Annotated in this window: 21 protein-coding genes; 10 read left to right on the top strand and 11 right to left on the bottom strand. The window is 58.1% G+C overall.

The window, feature by feature from the left end; translation table 11 throughout:
- Positions 1 to 271 precede the first annotated feature (271 nt).
- Positions 272 to 790, bottom strand: a complete 519-nt coding sequence (gene thpR, locus GOX66_RS02570) for an RNA 2',3'-cyclic phosphodiesterase (protein WP_170759264.1) — start codon at positions 788 to 790, stop codon at positions 272 to 274.
- A 23-nt stretch (positions 791 to 813) separates the two neighbouring features.
- A complete protein-coding gene (locus GOX66_RS02565; protein ID WP_170759262.1) occupies positions 814 to 1,260 on the bottom strand; it encodes a hypothetical protein in 447 nt (148 codons plus the stop codon).
- A 461-nt stretch (positions 1,261 to 1,721) separates the two neighbouring features.
- Here GOX66_RS02565 and GOX66_RS02560 point away from each other — a divergent pair, with 461 nt between their 5' ends.
- Positions 1,722 to 2,501, top strand: coding sequence for an extensin-like domain-containing protein (locus GOX66_RS02560; protein WP_170759260.1), 780 nt, complete (start codon positions 1,722 to 1,724; stop codon positions 2,499 to 2,501).
- Between the two features lie 57 nt (positions 2,502 to 2,558).
- Here GOX66_RS02560 and GOX66_RS02555 read toward each other — a convergent pair whose 3' ends face one another.
- The gene (locus GOX66_RS02555; protein WP_237212434.1) at positions 2,559 to 2,942 is read right to left on the bottom strand and encodes an OB-fold nucleic acid binding domain-containing protein; all 384 of its coding nucleotides are present in this window, start codon (positions 2,940 to 2,942) and stop codon (positions 2,559 to 2,561) included.
- Positions 2,943 to 3,069: 127 nt separating this feature from the next.
- On the opposite strand from GOX66_RS02555, the gene GOX66_RS02550 reads away from it, so the two are divergent.
- Together GOX66_RS02550 and GOX66_RS02545 are read left to right on the top strand one after the other, a co-directional pair.
- Entirely contained in the window at positions 3,070 to 3,393 is a 324-nt protein-coding gene (locus GOX66_RS02550) for a 2Fe-2S iron-sulfur cluster-binding protein (protein WP_170759256.1), read from the top strand.
- A complete protein-coding gene (locus GOX66_RS02545; protein ID WP_174822618.1) occupies positions 3,393 to 4,184 on the top strand; it encodes an FG-GAP repeat domain-containing protein in 792 nt (263 codons plus the stop codon). Before GOX66_RS02550 ends, GOX66_RS02545 begins: the two co-directional genes overlap by 1 nt.
- A gap of 91 nt (positions 4,185 to 4,275) precedes the next feature.
- Here the strand turns inward: GOX66_RS02545 and purD are convergent, their stop codons facing one another.
- Positions 4,276 to 5,538, bottom strand: coding sequence for a phosphoribosylamine--glycine ligase (gene purD / locus GOX66_RS02540; RefSeq protein WP_170759255.1), 1,263 nt, complete (start codon positions 5,536 to 5,538; stop codon positions 4,276 to 4,278).
- A gap of 75 nt (positions 5,539 to 5,613) precedes the next feature.
- Between purD and xseA the strand changes: the two genes are divergently transcribed.
- Complete coding sequence (xseA, locus tag GOX66_RS02535; RefSeq protein WP_170759253.1) at positions 5,614 to 7,107, top strand: exodeoxyribonuclease VII large subunit; 1,494 nt, start codon at positions 5,614 to 5,616, stop codon at positions 7,105 to 7,107.
- Positions 7,108 to 7,117: 10 nt separating this feature from the next.
- Here xseA and GOX66_RS02530 read toward each other — a convergent pair whose 3' ends face one another.
- Complete coding sequence (locus GOX66_RS02530) at positions 7,118 to 7,513, bottom strand: hypothetical protein (protein ID WP_170759251.1); 396 nt, start codon at positions 7,511 to 7,513, stop codon at positions 7,118 to 7,120.
- 126 nt (positions 7,514 to 7,639) lie between these two features.
- On the opposite strand from GOX66_RS02530, the gene GOX66_RS02525 reads away from it, so the two are divergent.
- From GOX66_RS02525 to GOX66_RS02505, 5 genes are all read left to right on the top strand, one after another.
- A complete protein-coding gene (locus GOX66_RS02525) occupies positions 7,640 to 8,278 on the top strand; it encodes a lysoplasmalogenase family protein (RefSeq protein WP_170759249.1) in 639 nt (212 codons plus the stop codon).
- Between the two features lie 58 nt (positions 8,279 to 8,336).
- Complete coding sequence (ftsY, locus tag GOX66_RS02520) at positions 8,337 to 9,500, top strand: signal recognition particle-docking protein FtsY (RefSeq protein WP_170759247.1); 1,164 nt, start codon at positions 8,337 to 8,339, stop codon at positions 9,498 to 9,500.
- Positions 9,501 to 9,586: 86 nt separating this feature from the next.
- Positions 9,587 to 10,489: an EamA family transporter gene (locus tag GOX66_RS02515; RefSeq protein ID WP_170759245.1), complete on the top strand. Its 903-nt coding sequence runs from the start codon at positions 9,587 to 9,589 to the stop codon at positions 10,487 to 10,489.
- A 16-nt stretch (positions 10,490 to 10,505) separates the two neighbouring features.
- Complete coding sequence (locus tag GOX66_RS02510) at positions 10,506 to 11,111, top strand: inner membrane-spanning protein YciB (protein ID WP_170759243.1); 606 nt, start codon at positions 10,506 to 10,508, stop codon at positions 11,109 to 11,111.
- A gap of 161 nt (positions 11,112 to 11,272) precedes the next feature.
- Positions 11,273 to 11,941 (top strand): Crp/Fnr family transcriptional regulator, encoded by a 669-nt coding sequence (locus tag GOX66_RS02505; protein WP_170759241.1) that lies wholly within the window; start codon positions 11,273 to 11,275, stop codon positions 11,939 to 11,941.
- A 247-nt stretch (positions 11,942 to 12,188) separates the two neighbouring features.
- Here GOX66_RS02505 and GOX66_RS02500 read toward each other — a convergent pair whose 3' ends face one another.
- The 6 genes from GOX66_RS02500 to rpiA all read right to left on the bottom strand — a co-directional run bounded on the left by GOX66_RS02500 (position 12,189) and on the right by rpiA (position 18,395).
- The gene (locus GOX66_RS02500; protein WP_170759239.1) at positions 12,189 to 13,679 is read right to left on the bottom strand and encodes a Do family serine endopeptidase; all 1,491 of its coding nucleotides are present in this window, start codon (positions 13,677 to 13,679) and stop codon (positions 12,189 to 12,191) included.
- A gap of 131 nt (positions 13,680 to 13,810) precedes the next feature.
- On the bottom strand, positions 13,811 to 14,005 hold the full coding sequence (locus GOX66_RS02495; RefSeq protein ID WP_068334486.1) for a DUF2065 domain-containing protein: 195 nt from the start codon (positions 14,003 to 14,005) through the stop codon (positions 13,811 to 13,813).
- Entirely contained in the window at positions 14,005 to 14,901 is an 897-nt protein-coding gene (gene hflC, locus GOX66_RS02490) for a protease modulator HflC (RefSeq protein WP_170759237.1), read from the bottom strand. The genes GOX66_RS02495 and hflC overlap by 1 nt, the downstream gene beginning before the upstream one ends.
- The gene (hflK, locus tag GOX66_RS02485; RefSeq protein ID WP_170759235.1) at positions 14,901 to 16,028 is read right to left on the bottom strand and encodes an FtsH protease activity modulator HflK; all 1,128 of its coding nucleotides are present in this window, start codon (positions 16,026 to 16,028) and stop codon (positions 14,901 to 14,903) included. The genes hflC and hflK overlap by 1 nt, the downstream gene beginning before the upstream one ends.
- A 72-nt stretch (positions 16,029 to 16,100) precedes the next feature.
- Entirely contained in the window at positions 16,101 to 17,459 is a 1,359-nt protein-coding gene (gor, locus tag GOX66_RS02480; protein ID WP_170759233.1) for a glutathione-disulfide reductase, read from the bottom strand.
- 150 nt (positions 17,460 to 17,609) lie between these two features.
- Positions 17,610 to 18,395, bottom strand: a complete 786-nt coding sequence (rpiA, locus tag GOX66_RS02475) for a ribose-5-phosphate isomerase RpiA (RefSeq protein ID WP_170759231.1) — start codon at positions 18,393 to 18,395, stop codon at positions 17,610 to 17,612.
- 167 nt (positions 18,396 to 18,562) lie between these two features.
- Here rpiA and GOX66_RS02470 point away from each other — a divergent pair, with 167 nt between their 5' ends.
- Positions 18,563 to 19,264, top strand: a complete 702-nt coding sequence (locus GOX66_RS02470; protein ID WP_170759307.1) for a glutathione S-transferase family protein — start codon at positions 18,563 to 18,565, stop codon at positions 19,262 to 19,264.
- The last annotated feature ends 1 nt before the right edge of the window (position 19,265 follow it).

Raw genomic sequence — 19,265 nt, 5'->3', positions numbered from 1 at the left:
ACGACCGCAAAAATCGCCAATAAACTCTTGCAATGCAGGAGCCACCCACAGATGCCATCTAACATGCTTCAGCCTTTCGCTTGCGCGGCACATCGCAATAAGCGGAAACCGGACATTTGGAGTACCGGCGAGTAAAGGCAAGGGGCGGACAAACAGAGTTATCGCTGCAACCGCACCAAGGAGCGTTTTTTGGACGGGCGATCAACAGTGATCGTTTTTTTGTCATACATGTATGCCAAGCGCTGGCCGGTTTGGCTGCAACGGCACACCGTCACCTGAGCAAATAATGCGCCAAGGCTTCGTGTCTGGCACCTTCTGGACGCAAGGTCGATTGGTATAGGGTAAAGCCTGTCACCGGCATCTTTGGCAAGGCGCTCATAGTGCGCGGACGTTGGACGAGCTGAACCGCCTCGCGTTGTCCTGGTTTGAAGCGAGCAATAGTCACATGCGGGCGAAAGCGCCGGCGGGGCAGCACGATCCCGGCTCGCCGCATGGCAGTCTGGATTTTTTGGTGCAAAGCTATGAGTGCCGGACAATCCTCCACCACAACAGCCAGAACCTGCCCAAAACTTTCGATCCCTGAAAAGGTGACGCCGAAGGGTGGAGCTGAAAGTATCGAAAGCTCTTCATGCAATTCCTCTAACGTCTCCTCGGTCTGATCATCCAGAAAGGCTAGCGTCAAATGCATGTTGTCCGACGATACCAGTCGGCCGACCGGCAGCGCGCGTTGCAAGGGCGCAAAAGCTGCCTTTACATCGTCGCTAAGCGATATCGCAATGAAAGACCGCATAGAGCTCTTAGCTGCCTGTCTAACTATCGGATTGGATCAACTTTCAGGTCAATGTGACCATAGTCAGGATCAGTCCAGTACATCCCCGTGCTGGCGTTCACTTGAATGAGTAGCTCAGACTCAGTTCTAATCTCGATGCTTTTGCCCATCCTACCACCGTTGGGAAAGGCCATCATACCCAGATTGGAAAATTCACGCAGGAACGCCAAAAGCTCTTGCGGCAATGGTTCTGAGTAGTTGCGCAGCAGATAAACCTTTGCCTTTCCTTCGAATTGTTGAATTATTTCAATTCGGGTTCTTTCGTCATTGAAACTGATTATTCCGCTGCCAACGCCGTGAAACACTTTTATGGGTTGCGGAAGTGGTTCATAGGACTTGGTGGAAGTTTTTTCACGGCGCCGGTACGGTTGGCGATCTCGCAGGCTTAGGTATGCAAAAAAGATGATCAAGCCGCTGATTATCCACCACATGCCTGCCCTCCTCGTTTAGTGTGCTGCGATTTGAAATTTAGCGTCCTTGTGCGCCAAAATCTAACGGCAGCAAAGTCCGCAAAGCAGACTACCCCCCCGGCACCAGTTCATCCAGCATCCATGATGCTGTTCTCAATCTCCACTACAGCCACAAGGAAACCCAAATGCACCCACTGCGTACTGCCCGTTACCCGCAACGAACGCCCTGAGATCGCCGCACGGCGGAACTGCTCGCAGATTTGCGCCAGACTGCCACATTCACGATTCCGGCCTCAGCCTCATTCAGTAAACTGCTGATTATTGGGAAATTGGCCCCGCCAAAAATCGTTTCTGCGCACGACACCCAAAAACGGAAACAGCTCGTTTTTCTACATTTTTCCGTGCGCTGAGCCTAAAGCGTGAGTTAGGCTGAGTTGGTGTAAACCGATTGAGTGAAATTTGGAAAGGAACAACCCGGTCCAATGCGGGTACTGGTCGCCATATTGATGTTATATGCAGGCACGGCGCAGGCAGCGCCGGAATGTGCCGACGGGTCACACTCGCAACCCACCGAAATCCTTGCATCAGTGACACCCAGCGACTTTGACGCCAGCCCAGAGGACGCGCCTGCGGCGCTCTCAACCACTCGGGGGCGAGAGGTATTGGTCTCGTTACGGCCTGAGTTGCGCCCCTGCAAGTTTCGCAAAATAGCGCTCGGACGTGAACAAATGCGGCAGCGCGGCGCGCTGTGTGGCGATTGGACCATTCTGGGGACAACCCGCAAACCTATCACAGGAAAATACTACGGATGCGGAATTGCAGACCCTGTTGAGGTCCGTGTGATTTCCGACGTCTTTCTCAGTCAGTTGGCTCTGATGGATTGCGAAACCGCAGTTACGTTTAAAACCTGGATTGAAAACACGGCCAAACCAGCCTTTGCCGATCAGGGCGGGGGCCTGAAGGGAATGCGTCTTGCCGGTCACTATTCCTGCAAGACACAGAATAACCAACCCCTTGCGCGTCTTTCGGAACATGCACGGGGGCGCGCGATCGATATTTCTGCGTTCGTGCTAAAGGATGGCACCATTGTTACCGTTGGCAGTGGGTGGGACGCTGAAAACTCGCGCGAGGTCATGCGCAGTCTGCACAGTGGGGCCTGCGGTTTGTTCGGCACGGTGCTTGGCCCTGACGCAGATCGGTATCACAAAGGGCACTTCCATTTTGATACTGCACGCCGCCGCGGCGGATCAATCTGCCGTTAGCAATTTGATACCGAAGATTTTCTCCGTGTACTGAAATGCAGACTGTTAGCTTGTCTTTCAGGACGGGCTTACCGCGCCGCCTCTTACCAAGACATCCAGCATCCCCGAGATATCCTCGATCTCCTCCGCGATCACATGAGTCACCGAATGCGCCCGCTGCATCCGGCCCGTCACCCGCAGCAGCCGCCCTGAAATCACCGCGCGGCGGAAACGTTCGTAGATCTTGCGCCAGACCACGACGTTGACGATGCCTGTCTCATCCTCAAGCGTGACAAAGATTACTCCCTTGGCCGTCCCCGGCCTCTGCCGCAGGATCACCAGCCCCGCCACAGCCACACGCGCGCCCTCGGGCGGGGCATCCAATTGGCAGGCAGGCAGGCAGGCAGGCGGGCGCGGCCAGTCCCGGTCTGACACTATGGAGTGGGCAGGAGCAACAAGCATGAGAACAAAAATAGAACAAACAGCAGGAAAGTCCAGTCGCAGCATGCTGAGACGCAAATGAGACTGGAAAGAACTAAAGGCCTTGACTAAGGAAGGTTTCGAACATCGCAAAAGGAAGACGCACGCAATGGCAAAGATCACCTATGTCGAGCATGGCGGTACCGAACATACAGTCGAAGTCGCCAACGGACTGACCGTCATGGAAGGAGCCCGTGACAACAACATCCCCGGCATCGAGGCCGATTGCGGCGGTGCCTGTGCCTGTTCGACCTGCCATGTTTACATTCACCCCGACTGGGTCGAGAAAATTCCGGGTAAGGATGACATGGAAGAGGACATGCTGGATTTTGCCTATGAACCCGATCCTGCCCGCTCGCGCCTGACCTGTCAGATTAAAGTCACCGACGAACTGGACGGTCTGGTCGTACAGATGCCGGAAAAACAGATCTGATGCACCCCAAAGCGCCGCGCCAACCCGCTCGTCCGTGGCGACGCCGGGCACGCGGCGCGCGGCTTGCGTTTTGTTTGTGGCTGGCGGGAGAAACGACCGCAGCAGCAGCCGAAACCATCACGAGCGCCCGCTACACCGATCCGACCAATCGCTACGCCCATGGCGTTCTGGGCGACGACATCGAATACGGGACACTGGAACTCACTGTTTCGAATACATCACCTCAACGGCTCTTCATCCAGCCGGTCTACAAACGCTCGGTCATAACCATCAAATTGCCGCTTAATCGCGTCTTCGAAGACCTCGCCCCGCGTCTGGCCGATATCGATCTGGATGGATCAAATGAAGTCATCGTCGTCGAATCCAGCGTCCACACCGGGGCACAACTGGCGATCTACGACGCGCGCGGAGAAAAGATCGCCGCCACGCCCCATATCGGCACCCGTTTTCGCTGGCTTGCCCCAATCGGCGCAGCGGATCTGGATGGCGATGGCCTTGTCGAGATTGCTTATATTGACCGCCCTCATCTGGCCAAAACCCTTCGAATCTGGCGCTTTCAGGACGGTGCGTTGACCGAAATCGCCACTCTGCCTGGCCTGACCAATCATCGAATCGGAGAGGATTTTATCACTGGAGGCATAAGAGATTGCGGCGCGGGACCAGAACTCGTCATAGCCAGCGCGGATTGGCAGAACATTGTCAGTGTTCGGTACGATGAAGACTGGATGAGTGAGACATTGGGTCGTTTCTCACCCACCGCTATGAATCAGGCAATGGCCTGTGATCTTTAGAACCGACGCAGCCCGCGAAAGCGGGCTGCCCGGCCCAAGGCCTTTGGCGTTGCATCTCTGATGCGGCGTCAGGGCGCGGGAGCCTCTCAGGTCAGAGCGCCCTCCAGCCGATATCACGACGGAAGAACCCATCCGGCCAGTCAACTCCATCCACCATGGCATAGGCGCGGTCCCGCGCCTCTTGCAACGTATCGCCGCGCGCCGTCACGTTGAGAACGCGCCCGCCCGACGCGACCAACTGCCCGTCAGAGGACCTGGTGCCGGCGTGGAACACCATGTTCTTACTGTCTTCAGGAAGGCCCTCCAACCCGTTGATTACAGTTCCTTTCTCATACGAACCGGGATAGCCATTTGCCGCCATCACGACCGTCAGAGCGTGATCGTCCGCCCAGTTGACGCGGGCCTCGCCCAAACGGCCCTCGGCGGCAGCGTGCATCAGGTCCATTGCCTGCGCACCGAGACGCATCATCAGAACCTGGCACTCCGGATCACCAAAACGCACGTTGTACTCAACCAGCCGCGGCTGACCGTCCTTGATCATCAGCCCCGCGTAGAGAACGCCTTGAAACGGCGCACCGCGGCGCTTCATCTCTGCCACGGTCGGACGGATGATTTCTTCCATCGCGCGCGCTTCGATCTCGGCACTCAGAACCGGCGCCGGGGAATAGGCTCCCATACCGCCAGTGTTCAGGCCGGTGTCGCCCTCACCCACACGCTTGTGGTCCTGCGCGGTGCCGACGGACAGGATATCTTCGCCATCGCAAAGCACGAACAAAGACGCCTCTTCGCCCTCCATGAACTCTTCGATAACCACTTCGGCCCCAGCCCCGCCAAAGGCTCCGCCAAACATGTCGTCGATCGCGTCCAGAGCGGTTTGTTCATCCATCGCGACGATCACGCCCTTGCCTGCGGCCAGACCATCGGCCTTGACCACAATCGGTGCGCCCTGTTCGCGGATATAGGTTTTGGCAGGTTCGGCTTCGGTAAACCGAGCATAGGCCGCAGTGGGCGCACCCGACGCGTCACAGATTTCCTTGGTAAAGCTTTTCGAGGCTTCCAATTGCGCCGCCGTCGCCGAAGGTCCAAACACCAGCACACCCGCCTCGCGCAAACGATCCGCTACACCTGCCGCCAGAGGTGCCTCGGGGCCGACAATAACGAAATCAATCGCGTTTTCTTCAGCGAAGCTGACAACCGCACCACCGTTCTCGATATCCAGCGCGGCACAGTCCGCGATCTGCGCGATCCCGGCATTGCCCGGCGCCACGATCAGACGATCGCATTTGGGGTTCTGCATAACCGCCCAAGCCAGGCTGTGTTCCCGCCCACCACTGCCGAGAATGAGGATATTCATGAATGCTCTCCGATCTGCTTGGCCTTGCCTTCGGGGCGTTCTAAGCTGGGCGGGCATTTGACACAAGGCGCTGAAATGTCCGACCTGCTTGACGACCCCATTCCCGGTCAAAACACACCTGAATACACTGTTTCGGACATCTCGGGCGAGGTGAAACGCACGCTTGAAGGCGCCTTTGGCCGAATCCGCGTGCGCGGTGAGGTCGGCCGCGTGTTCAAGGCTCGGTCAGGTCACCTCTATTACGACATCAAGGATGATCGGAACGTACTGGCCTGTACCACGTGGAAAGGCCAGATATCGGGCCTGTCCGTTGTCCCCGAGGAAGGACTGGAGGTTGTTGTCACCGGCCGCCTGACCGCCTTTGGAGCGCAGTCGAAATACAACCTGAATGTCGATGAGGTCGCCGTCGCCGGGCAAGGCGCGCTGATGGCCCTGCTGGAAAAGCGCAAAAAACAGCTCGAGGCCGAGGGCCTGTTCGCGCCCGAGCGCAAAAAGCCCCTACCCTATCTGCCACAGATTATTGGAGTCGTAACCTCTCCGTCCGGAGCCGTGATCCGCGACATTCTACACCGACTGCGTGATCGTTTTCCGCGCAAAGTGCTGATCTGGCCGGTGGCTGTTCAGGGATCGAACTGCGCGCCCGAAGTGGCGAACGCGATAAACGGATTCAACCAGTTGACGCCGGGTGGCGCGCTTCCACGTCCCGACCTGATTATCGTCGCCCGGGGTGGTGGGTCGATCGAAGACCTTTGGGGCTTCAACGAAGAGATTGTCGCACGCGCTGCTTCGGCTTCGACAATTCCCCTGATTTCAGCTGTAGGACACGAAACGGATACTACGCTGATCGATTTTGTTTCGGACCGTCGCGCACCAACACCAACCGCCGCCGCCGAACTGGCAGTGCCTGTCCGCATAGAGTTGCTGGCCTGGACCGGCGAACAAGGCGCGCGCCTGTCCCGCGCAGCGACCGACGCCGTTCAAAGGCGCGCGCAGCGTCTGCGCGACCTGTCCCGCGCACTACCACGTCCGGACAGCTTGCTGAACACACCGCGACAACGGCTTGATCTGATTGCAGATCGCCTGACTCCAGCGTTGGAGCGCGGCGTCCAGAATCGCCATCTGCAAGTAGTGAAACTGTCCGCTCACTTGCGCCCGTCTACCCTCCGAAATCTCGTCACCGCGCGGCAGGAAGCGGTGCGAAATTTGTCCTCGCGTCTGACATTGCGCCCGATCCAGCGAGAGATCGAAGTACATCGCCAAAGCATCTACCGGCTGGCTGACCGCATGAATACGGCCCAAGCGACGCGTCTTGATCGGATGCGGCAACAACTCGACGCCACCGATCGGCTACGCGAAACGCTCAGCTACAAAGCGACGTTGCAGCGGGGATATGCGGTGGTGCGGGCGGATGATCAGGTGCTGACAACGAAAGAACAGGCCGCGAAACACAGTACGCTTCAGATAGAATTTGCCGATGGAGTGCTGACCACCGGGCAAACCGCAGCACCTCGGTCTGGCCCTAAGAAAGCACCCGAAAAGGATGCACCGGATCAGGGATCACTGTTCTGAAGATAGGCGCCTATACGCCAACGTCGGGTCCGTAGCAGACCATTTCCTCGTCAATGTCTTCGGCTTCGTAAAGCTCTGTCTCTGCCGGATCCCCCTCGAATTGAGCGATCAGGCCGCCCGCTGACCGGGTGAATACCCAGCATTGCGGGTCCAGGCGGTCTTCGTAGATAAAACAGATCTGGTCGCCCTGTTCATACCAGAGACCTTCCTTGCAATCACCGTCCAGAAACGACCAGATGACACGGCGGTTCGGCAAGTAACGCTCGACCCCGTACACCTGCCCTTGAAACCCATAAAACAGGGTTTTGCCGCGTGTGTAACTGTCGAATTCAGCACCGGACAGCGCTGATTGCGCGGAAACTGCATGTGCGGGCAGTAACAGAAGAATCGCCAGACATCTGAACATGGGCCTACTTTGTCAGATGAGATTGGCCTCCGCCAATCACCAATTCCGCAGAATGGCCTGCCTTTACGTCACCGGTTGAGTTGCACCGGAATCTGAGACGATGCTGAGGAAAACGGGGGACCATCCATGACGACGGCATTACTCTGGATCGCAGGCGCTTGTGCCCTGGCTTATCTGCCAATGTCGCCTCGGCCGGCCAGTACAATGCGTTCTGTATTAAAGACAGTGTCGGTTGCCCTTCTGGCCGTGATTGCACTCGTCAACGCGGCGCCTCTTCTTTTGGCCCTCGCCCTTGCCCTGTGTGCTGTGGGCGACGCATTGCTGTCGCGCGATACGGACAATACCTTTATGGCCGGTATCGGGGCCTTCGCGGCTGGGCATCTGGCTTACATCGTCCTGTTTCTCACCTACCCGACCAGCAATGCCGCGCTGATCTTCGACAAACCCGGGTACTTTTGGTCCCTCATCATTCTTGGTATCGTTGCCGCCACCCTGATTGCGCCGCGCGCCGGGGATCTCAGAGGTCCGGTTCTGGGTTATATCCCAATTATTCTGGGCATGGGCATTGCCGTGCTGTCACTGCCCGAAACGGGTAACCTGCGTTGGGCTTTACCTGCCGCGCTGGCCTTTATCGCGTCGGACCTGATTCTGGCGACTGAGAAGTTCCTGCTGAATCCGGACCATCCCGCCCACAGAGTCACGCCGTACATGGTCTGGGTTTTGTACTGGGGTGCGCAGGCCGGTTTGCTGATCGCGTTTCTCTGACCCTTTGCAACTGCCGTAATTCCGCATTAGGTGAGAGGAACATCTGCGGAGACCAAAAATGGCGTTTTTCTCAAAGCTCAAGGACAAGCTGTTCAAATCATCGTCCCGCCTCGAACAGGGGCTTGAAGCTATCGTCGAAGACGGTGGAGAGGAAACAGCCGCGCCGGACCCATTTATCCCCGATCCCGAACCGCAGCCTGAGCCAGTGCCGGAAGTTCCCCAACCGGTGCCGGAAGTTCCGGACCCCACGCCAGCGCCGCAACCGGTTGAAACGCCCGAGCCTGCACCTGCCGATCCAACACCCGCCCCACCCCCGCCCGAGGCCGGGCCATCCAAAAGCGTGCTGGGGCGTCTGTTCGGGCGCAGCGAAGCCAAAACCGCTGTGCGCCGCACGCTTGACGACGACATGCTGGAACAGCTCGAAGAGCTGCTGATCACTTCGGACATGGGCGTTGACACCGCACTGCGTGTCACCGCGAACATGGCTGAGGGCCGATATGGCCGCAAACTCTCGACGCAGGAAATCAAACAGCTTCTGGCGCAGGAAGTCGCCCGCGTGATGAAGCCTGTCGCCAAACCGCTGCCCATCTACCCCAAGCGCCCGCAGGTGGTGCTGGTCGTTGGCGTGAACGGGTCGGGCAAGACCACAACGATCGGCAAACTTGCCAGCCAGTTCAAGGCGGCCGGCAAAAAAGTTGTGATCGCGGCAGGCGACACGTTCCGTGCTGCTGCGGTTGAACAGCTTCAGGTCTGGGGCGACCGCGCGGGTGTACCAGTGTTGACCGCCCCCGAAGGGTCCGACCCCGCCAGCCTTGCTTTCGACGCCTTGACCAAGGCACAGGAAGAAGGCGCAGATCTGTTGATGATCGACACCGCTGGCCGTCTGCAAAACCGCGCCGACCTGATGGAAGAACTGGCCAAGATCGTCCGAGTTATTCGCAAAAAGGACGAAACCGCGCCACATAACACTCTGCTGGTTCTCGACGCTACCACTGGCCAAAACGCACTGAGCCAGGTGGATACCTTCCAGAAACTGGCCGATGTATCGGGCCTTGTGATGACCAAGTTGGATGGCACCGCCAAGGGCGGCGTTCTGGTGGCACTGGCGGACAAGTTCGGCCTGCCGATTCACGCCATTGGCGTCGGAGAGCAGATTGATGACCTTGCTCCCTTCGACCCCGAAGAATTCGCCGCCGCCCTTACCGGCTTCGAACAAGGTTGATCCGGGCCTTCATCTGGCTACAAATCTCCTCGGTAGGTGTAGGGGTGAACACCCCCCACCCTCTTTATCCGGCAAAAGGTTCACATTTGAGCGACTGGCTGATCTCCCTCGAAGGTACAGAAGCAGGCCACCAACTCGCCCTTGGGCTGGCCCTGATGGCCGCCTTTTTGCACGCGGTATTCGGAGCACTGCAAAAAGGCCGTCATGACCCGTGGATGTCGCGCGGCGCCATCGACGCCAGCTACTGCCTGATGGCCGCCCCCTTTGCGTTTTTTGTGGTGCCCTGGCCAGAGCCTTACATGTGGCCCATTTTCGCAACTGTCTGGCTGATTCACGTTGCCTACAAGATCTTGCAGGCCATGGCCTATACCAAGGGCTCCTACACCGTCGTCTACCCTGTCGTGCGCGGTACCGGGCCGCTTTTCACGGTCATCGGGGCCTATCTGCTGTTCGGAGAAATCTTCACAGGCACACAGTGGTTCGGGGTAGGCGTCCTGCTGGCTGGTATCTTCGGTCTGGCTGCCTATAATCTCCGGTTTCTGGAAACCAACCGCGAGACACTTGGCATCGCACTGGTTCTGGCCATAGCGACGGGCCTGTTCGTGGCGCTCTATACCACCTACGACGCCTACGGAATACGCGCCACTGCCGATCCGTTCACCTTTCTGGCCTGGTTCTTCATGATCGACGGGGCAACGATGCCGATTTATGCCTTTCTCAGATGGCGCGCCATGATCAACCGCCCGGCCATTGGCCCATTGATGTTGCGAGGTCTTGCAGGCGGAATTATCGCTCCTATGTCATTCGGAGCGATCATGCTGGCCACGCGACTGGACAAAGTCGGAGAAGCCGCCGTCCTTCGCGAAACCTCGACCGTGTTTGCTGCTCTCATCGGATGGCTGGTCCTGAAAGAAACCGTAGGACCAAGGCGGATTGCGCTGATGGCATTGATTGCATTGGGCGCCGTAATAGTTGAAATGGGCGGGTAAGCAGCAGGAAACCGTTATGACAGGCAAAAAAGAAATCAATCCATTTCTGAAACAGGTGCTCGAACTTGGGCCACCCCTGGCTTTCTTCTTCATCTACCTGCGCCTGCGTGATGACAGCTTTCTGATCGGAGGCACTGAATACTCCGGCTTCATTGTGGCTACCATCATCTTTGTTCCGCTCATGTTGGCGGCAATGGGTATTCTCTGGATTTTGACGGGCAAGCTCAGCCGGATGCAGATTTTTACCGCCTTCATGGTCATTTTCTTTGGCGGCCTGACCGCATGGTTCAATGACGAACGGTTTTTCAAAATGAAAACCACTCTGGTCTACGGGTTCTTTTCGGTGATCCTCGGTATCGGCCTGCTGCAAGGGAAATCCTACCTGGCCTATGTTCTGGACGAAATGCTGCCCATGCGCCATGAGGGCTGGATGATCCTGACCCGGCGGTTGTGCGGATGTTTTGCGGTTCTGGCCGTCGCCAACGAATTCGTCTGGCGAACAATGTCGACGGATCTGTGGGTCAAGATCGAGACCTTCGGCTTTCCCATCGCTCTGATGGTGTTTTTAATGCTGCAGTTCAATCTGTTGCAAAGCTACATGGATGACCCGGACCACCAGTAAGCGAGCTGAGTTCAGAGGTACTCTCCCAATGCGTTTAGGGCGTTTTGACGCCCTTATTTGTCCTGACGACACGGAAAATCCGACAAAAACCTTGGCTTAGCGCCGAAGCTGTGGAAAGTTGAGACACCACTCACCACTTACAGCCGGAGCACCAAACACTCATGACGGCTTTCCCCGATAGCGGCTTTCTGTCCGAAGCTTCTGACAGATTGAAAGCCATGCTCGCCGCCCAGGCGTCCGAGATTTCTCTGGACCGGGGCGATGTTCTGTTCGAACAGGGCGACGCAGGCGACGCGCTTTACGCCATTCTGGAAGGCACGCTCGAAGTGTCTTTTCTGGCGATGAGCGGTCGCAAACTGTCTCTGACCCTGATGCGCCCCGGCGAGGTCTTTGGTGAGATTGCATTGTTCGACAGCGGACCACGCACGGCAACCATTGCAGCCGCCGAACCGTCGCGCGTCCTGCGCGTTCGCCAGGGCGATGTCATGAACCAAATCCGTCTGCATCCCGATCTGGCGGTTGACATGATCCGGTTGGCCGGTTTGCGCATGCGGTGGATGGGCTCGCAGCTGAATGAGCAGGTCTTTCTACCAATGCCGATACGTCTGGCCCGCAAGCTGCTGCATCTGTCCGAACTTCAGGATGGACCAGCGACGCGTATCGCCTTGTCGCAAAGCGAACTCGCCGAGTTTGTCGGCGCCACGCGCGAGGCCGTATCCAAGACCATTTCGTCCTGGAAACGTGACAATGTGGTCGAGGCGTCGCGTGGGGGGCTGATGATTCAGGACTTCGAAGCCCTGAAGGAACTGGCCGAGTCCGACCTGATCTGACACCGTTGTGACTTGCTTCACATACACGCAGCGGCGTTAAGCTTACCTTAAAAATTGTTACCGTAGGAGGTCAGAGAATCATCCCCGATATCTGTCCACTGACCTCTCCCTGTATCAGAGCCATATGCCTCCCCGGCGTATGGCTCACTTTTGGCAGAGGTTGTATCTCAAGCTGTCGAATTTCTGACCGAAAGTCGAAAAAAAGGCCGGGTTCAAACCCGGCCTTTTAACGCGTTCTGGTCATCCACTATTCGCCGAGGCTCAGCGCCACAAAGCGGGGTTCACCGCCACGGCGTACCAGCAACAACAGCGACTTACGGCCCGCTTCGCGCGCCTCGTCCATGCGCGCCTCAAGGTCCTCAATCGAGGTCACCTTTTGCTGCCCGGCCTCGGTGATCAGTTCGCCCGCGCGCAGCCCCTTGGAATAAGCTTCCGATGCCTCATCCACTTCGGTGACGACCAGGCCTTCCGCATCAGCGTCCAGACCCAAATCCGTGCGCATCGTGTCGGTCAACGGCGAAATTGTCAGCCCAAGGATATCGGCATTTTCCTCTAACGGAGCATCTGGGGTATCCTCTTCGCCGTCGTCAGCCCGTTCCGCATCTTCACGCCGGCCCAGTGTCACTAGAACGGTTTGCGTTCCGCCATCGCGGTGTACGACAACGCGAACAGATTTGCCGACAGTGGTCTCACCAACCTGACGGACCAGACCGCGCGTGTCTTCAACCTCGACACCGTCGAAGCTGAGGATGACGTCGCCGGCCAGCAGCCCTGCATCCTTGGCCGGACCTTCCGGCACATCGCTGATCAGCGCACCGCCCGGCTTATCCAGCCCCATGGCTTCGGCCATATCCTCGGTCACATCCTGAATGCGCACACCCAGCCAACCGCGGCGGGTTTCACCGAACTCACGCAATTGGTCGACGACCTTGACCACCACGTTGGAAGCCATTGAGAAGCCGATCCCGATCGAGCCGCCATTCGGCGAAAGGATAGCTGTGTTCACACCGATCACTTCGCCATCCATGTTGAACAGCGGTCCGCCCGAGTTGCCCCGATTGATGGCCGCGTCGGTCTGGATGTAATCGTCATACGACCCGCTCAGCGCTCGATTTCGCGCCGAGACGATACCTGCAGAAACCGAAAACCCCTGCCCCAGCGGGTTGCCCATGGCAATTACCCAATCGCCCACACGCGCAATGTCACTGTTGCCAAACTTCACATATTGCAGCGGCCCGGTGGCTTCGACTTTCAGCAGAGCGATATCCGTTTTCTCGTCCGTACCGATAACCTTGGCGGGCAGTTCTTTTTTTGGCTGGCCGTCACCGGGGAAGAACTCCACAAGAATTTCATCGGCTTCGGAAATGACGTGATTGTTGGTGACGATGTACCCGTCCTCCGAAATCACGAATCCCGATCCCAGCGCATTGCTGCGGCGCGGCCGATTGCCATCGTCGCCGTTGCGGTCCTGAAACTCGCGAAAGAAATCCTCGAATGGAGACCCCTCGGGCACGATGCCCTGCGGACCCGTCTGCCCCTCGATCAGGGTTGTGGTCGTGATATTGACCACCGCCGGGCTGATTTTTTCAGCCAGGGGTGCCAGACTTTCACTCCGCGCCTGCGCGGCAACGGCCTGAGCCAAAACCAGAAGCATTCCGGCAAAAGCCAGCCACATCAGCCGCATGAATCCAACACCATCGTCCCGCCGGACGGAAATACTGCGTGCTTGTGCCTGCACTTGGGAACTCCTTGTCGACAATTCTGGCGGAACCACCCTCAGGCGATCCCTCTTGGCATCCAATGTAGTCGGTTTAGCCAAGCTCGCAACTCGTGATCGCAGTGAAATCACCTGCAATTGAAATCACTGTCTTAAAACCCGACTTGATACGCACCCCAGAGCAACACCAAACCGCTGACGACACATAACAGCCCAGCCAACCGCCGCGCCTGTTCGGGCAGCGACCTCAGGGCTTCGAGCATACGTTCGATAAGCGAAGGGGCCAGCGCATAGGCCAGCCCCTCGACAATCAAAACCAGCCCGAGGGCCAGAAGGACCATTCCCATTATTCGGATGCCGCACCGGCAGTTGCCCGGCGACCTGTCGGCGAACCGAGGTAATTGAAGAACTCGGAATCCGGGCTCAACACCAACGAGCTGTTATTGCCCTGCAGCGCATTCTCATAGGCCGACAATGAGCGGTAGAATTCAAAGAATTCCGGGTCCGCACCGTAAGCCTGAGCAAAGATCGCGTTGCGTTCGGCATCCGCCTCACCGCGGATGATCTCGGCCTCGCGGTTGGCGTCTGACACCAGTTCAACCACGGTCCGGTCAGCTTGCGCACGAACACGCTGCGCAGCTTCGTTACCACGGGCGCGCTCGTCGGTGGCCTCGCGTTCCCGCTCGGCCTTCATCCGGTCAAAGGTTGCTTCGAGGTTTGCCTGAGGCAGATCGGTTGCCTTCAGACGCACGTCGATCACGCTGACGCCCAGCGCCTGTGCTTCGGCAATCGCACTATTGCGGATGCGAAGCATCAGCGCGGCACGGTCCGAGCTGAGGATGTCACGCGACGAGACTGAACCCAGTACTTCGCGGGTTTCGGCGCGCAGAATACGGTCCAGACGATCCTCGGCAACCGGGATACCGCCAACACCAACGGCCTGACGGAACCGGTTCAGATCCGAAATCCGGTAACGCGCGAAGGCGTCGACAACCAGACGGCGGTCATCCAGCGGCGTCACCTCAAGGGGTTGAACGTCAATCGACAGGATACGGTCGTCATACCGGACAACTTCCTGAATGACCGGAATTTTGAACGCCAGACCGGGTTCTTCCTTGACCGCGACGACACGACCGAACTGCAGAACCAGCGCGCGTTCACGTTCGTCCACGATGAATATCGAAGACAGGCCAACGACACCCAGGATCACGACGAGGATGAGGATAATAGGTGATTTACGCATCAGTTGCTCTCCTCGGCCTGATTGCGGCGCAGCTCGTTCAGCGGCAGATACGGCACGACGCCCTGCCCCGAACCAGTCGAGTTCTCGTCCAGAATGATCTTGTCGACGTCACCCAGAACCTGCTCCATCCGTTCAAGGTACAGACGTTTACGCGTCACATCCGGTGCTTTGGAATACTCTTCCAGAACCGCGCTGAAACGGCTGGCTTCACCCTGTGCGCTGTTGATCTGTTGGGCGCGATAGGCTTCTGCCTCTTCCAGAACCTGTGCGGCTTCACCACGGGCTTCAGCCAGAACGCGGTTGGCATAGGCATCAGCGACGTTCTGAAGACGGTCACGTTCCTGCGCAGCGGCCTGAACGTCGCGGAAGGCGGCAATCACGTCCTGCGGCGGGTCGGCCTTGTCAAAGTTCACACGGACGATATTTATGCCCGAATCATAGCTATCCATCGTGGCTTGGATCAGTTCCTGCAGCCGGTCCGCAATGATCCCACGATCACGGTTCAGGATCGGTGCAAGCTCGCTTTGAGCAATGATCTCACGCATGGCCGATTCCGAAACTGCCCGGATAGTCTGACGAGGGTCCCGCAGGTTGAACAGGAACCTCGCCGGGTCGCTGATATTCCAGACTACCTGATAGTCGATATCGACCACGTTTTCGTCGCCGGTCAGCATCAGACCATCGTCACTGCCGCGCGTACCACCCATATCCTCAGTCTGTTCGCGGGTAACCGGAATGACCTCAGCGGTCACCAATGGCCATGGGGCAAAGTTCAGGCCGGGGTTTCCAACAGCCGAAAATTCGCCCAGAAACAATTCAACCGACTGCTCTTCCGGCTTTACGGTATAAAAGCTGGCTGCGCCCCAAAGCACGGCCGCCACTACCACACCAATCAAAACGGTGCCTTTGGTGAAAACCGGGCCACCGCCACCAGTGCCTTGACCGCCGCCGCGGCCACCCATCAGGACACGCAACTGTTCCTGACCCTTTTTCATCAACTCGTCGATCTCGGGGATCTGCGGGCCATCGCCTTCGGGGGGCTTGCGCCCGTCCCCGTTGTTACCCCGATTTCCTCCGCCACCGGAAGAGCCTCCGCCCCCCCAGGGGCCACCGCTGTTGCCCGCCATATGAATCATTTCCTTCGTGTTGGACCGTGTGATCACGGTGTCCCTTGTAACTTGGTTGCGCGCGCTTGCAAATCAAGCAGTACGAACGGGTTGTCGCATTGTCACCAGTTCTTCGGCCATGACCGGATGGACCGCCACCGTGCGGTCGAAATCTTCCTTGGTCGCGCCCATTTTCACCGCGATGCCCGCCAGTTGGATCATCTCCCCTGCGCCCGGTGCCACGATGTGGCAGCCCAGCACCTTGCGCGTCGCCTGGCTGACGATCAGTTTCATCAAAACCCGCTGCGTCCCACCTGCAAATGCCTTCTGCATCGGTTTAAACGAGGTCGCATACACCTCGATTGGCTCCTGCGCGGCAGCTTCTTCCTCGCTCAGGCCCACGGTGCCGAACTCAGGCTGCGTGAAGATTGCGGTCGGGATCAGTTCATGATCCACCGGCGTCGGGTTGCCTTTGAAGACGGTTTCGACAAAGGCCATGCCCTCGCGGATCGCAACAGGTGTCAGGTTCACCCGGTCGGTCACATCCCCGATGGCGAAGATCGAAGGCACGCCGGTTTGGCTATATTCGTCTACCACGATCTCACCTTTGCGGCCCCGTTCGACGCCGGTTTCTTCAAGCCCCATCTTGTCGGCATTGGGCGCACGACCGGTTGCGTACATCACAACGTCAAACTGGTCCTCAGTGCCGTCGGTGGCTTTGACGCGGATCTTGTCGCCCTCTTTGGTCATCTCAAGCACATTGGTGCCAAGGCGCACATCTATGCCGTTCTGGCGCATTTCTTCACAAATCAGACCACGTGCCTCTTCGTCGAAGCCGCGCAGGATTTGCGCGCCGCGATAGAACTGAGTGGTTTTCACCCCCATCCCGTTCATGATCCCGGCAAACTCGCTGGCGATATAACCGCCGCCTACGATCAGGATGGAGTCGGGCAGTTTTTCCAGATGAAAGATTTCGTTCGACGTGATGGCCAGATCCGAGCCGGGAAAATCAGGCACAACCGGGCGGCCACCGGTGGCAATCAGGATATGCTTGGCGGTTTTGCGGGTCCCATCGGTCAGTTCAACCGTGTGGGCGTCAACTACAGTGGCGCGTTGGTCAAAGCTCTCGACACCGTTGTTCTTCAGGATATTGCGGTAGATGCCTTCCAGCCGGTCCAGTTCAGTCACCAGCTTGCCGTGGAAGGTCTTCCAGTTCAGCGCACCGGGCTGAATGTCCCAGCCATAGGCCTGCGCATCACCAACCATCCCCAAGAACTCGCTGGCAAAGACCATCAGTTTCTTCGGCACACAGCCCCGGATGACGCAGGTGCCGCCGTAACGATCCTCTTCCGCCAGTGCCACCTTGGCCCCGTTTTCGCCAGCCGCCACCCGCGCCGCGCGGACCCCGCCCGAGCCTCCGCCGATGACGAACAGATCATAGTCAAAGCTCATCGTGAGTTCCTTTATTCAATCAGGCTAAAATTCAATGAGTATCTGGAGCTGAATGACATGCTGCCAACCCTTGCTGTTGCAGAAAATGCGACGAACTCAAAACCAAACACTGCGCTTTAACGTTCAGAGCTACATTTCCGACAACCGGTGTCAGTCAGCCAGATCCGAAAACAAGTTCTCGCTGCCATCTGTCGGCTGATCAGTCTCGACTGTACCTTCGTTGATGTCACGCAATTCGACCCGACCATCGCCATGCCCGATCACAACCTTGTCACAGATGTCGATGAACAAGCCGTTCTCGACCACGCCCGGCACCTGATTGAGTACCAGCGCCAGTTGCCGCGCATTTCCGATGCGTTGCAGGTGCAGGTCCAGAATGTGGTTGCCCTCATCGGTCACAAACGGTGCTTCGCCGTTCATACGCAGCGCGGCCGATGTGCCCAGAACGTCCATCGTGTCCAGTGCCTCTTCGATCAGGGTGCGCGTGGTCTGCCAACCAAAGGGGACGACCTCAACCGGCAGGGGGAAGGCGCCCAGCGTTTCGACCTCTTTGCCCGCATCGGCGATCACCACCATCTGGTCGCTGGCCGTAGCGACGATCTTTTCCTGCAGATGTGCACCGCCGCCGCCTTTAATCAGGTTCAACTCTCCGTCGAACTCATCCGCGCCGTCGATGGTCATGTCCAGCCAACCGGCCTGATCCAGCGAGACCACTTCAATCCCGACTTCGCGGGCCAGTTGCGCTGTGCGGCTTGAGGTCGGGACCCCCTTGATCCGCAGCCCTTCTTCCTGCACCCGCTCGCCCAGACGGCGCACCATCCAGGCAGCGGTCGATCCCGTGCCCAGACCAACGCGCATTCCGTCTTGCACCAAATCCGCAGCACGGCGCGCGGCAACATACTTGGCCTTGTCGATGGGTGACAGATCTCCGGTCATGGCAGCATTCCCCTATTTTGCTGCCGGACTTATACGGAATGCTACAGGCAACTGCGAGAGCCAATTCACCGATTTTCCAAGCAAACATGACGCTAAAATGCGCGTTTCCGAACGGAAACGTCGCAATCGAGGCTTTCGGCATCATTACTGCGGTATACATAGATTCCATGAACGCGCCGTATTGCCTGCACTATGCCCCCGACAACGCCTCTCTGGTGATCAGATTGGCGCTGGAAGAGATGGGCGTGCCTTACGACACAGCACTGGTGGATCGCCGCCGTGATGCACAGAACAGTGCGACGTACAGGACGCTGAACCCTAACGGGCTTATCCCGGTGCTTGAAACGCCGCAGGGCCCGATCTTCGAAACGGCCGCCATTCTTCTCTGGCTTGCGGACACGCATTCCCAACTGGCCCCTGCACTACACAGCCCAGACCGCGCGGCGTTTCTGAAATGGCTTTTCTTTGCCTCAAACACACTGCACGCCGATTTGCGCATCCTGTTCTATGCCGACAAGTATATCGACGGCGCGCAGGCCGAGGTGCTACGCGCCGGTATCCGCCCGCGTCTGCGCCAACATCTCCGCGTTCTGGATGCCGAAGCGAAGAAAGCACCCGGTTGGCTGCACTCCGATCAGCCCTCGGTTCTGACCTATTACCTCGCCTGCCAGATGCGCTGGATGGCGCTCTACCCTGCCCGGTCCGATCGCAGCTGGTACCAATTGGCGGACACACCGCATCTGCAAAAAATTCTGATGCTGCTCGAATCCCGCCCCGCAACCCGCGCCGCCATCGCGGCCGAGGGATTGGGGGTTACCCCGTTCACGTCTCCGACTTATGCTACTCCTCAAGAAGGCTCAGCTACCTGAC

The organism is Ruegeria lacuscaerulensis (assembly GCF_013031245.1).
In the GTDB taxonomy this organism is placed as follows: Bacteria; Pseudomonadota; Alphaproteobacteria; order Rhodobacterales; family Rhodobacteraceae; genus Ruegeria; species Ruegeria lacuscaerulensis_C.
Note: the sequence above shows the minus strand (reverse complement) of the source record. Positions and strands in the feature narration are given on the sequence as shown.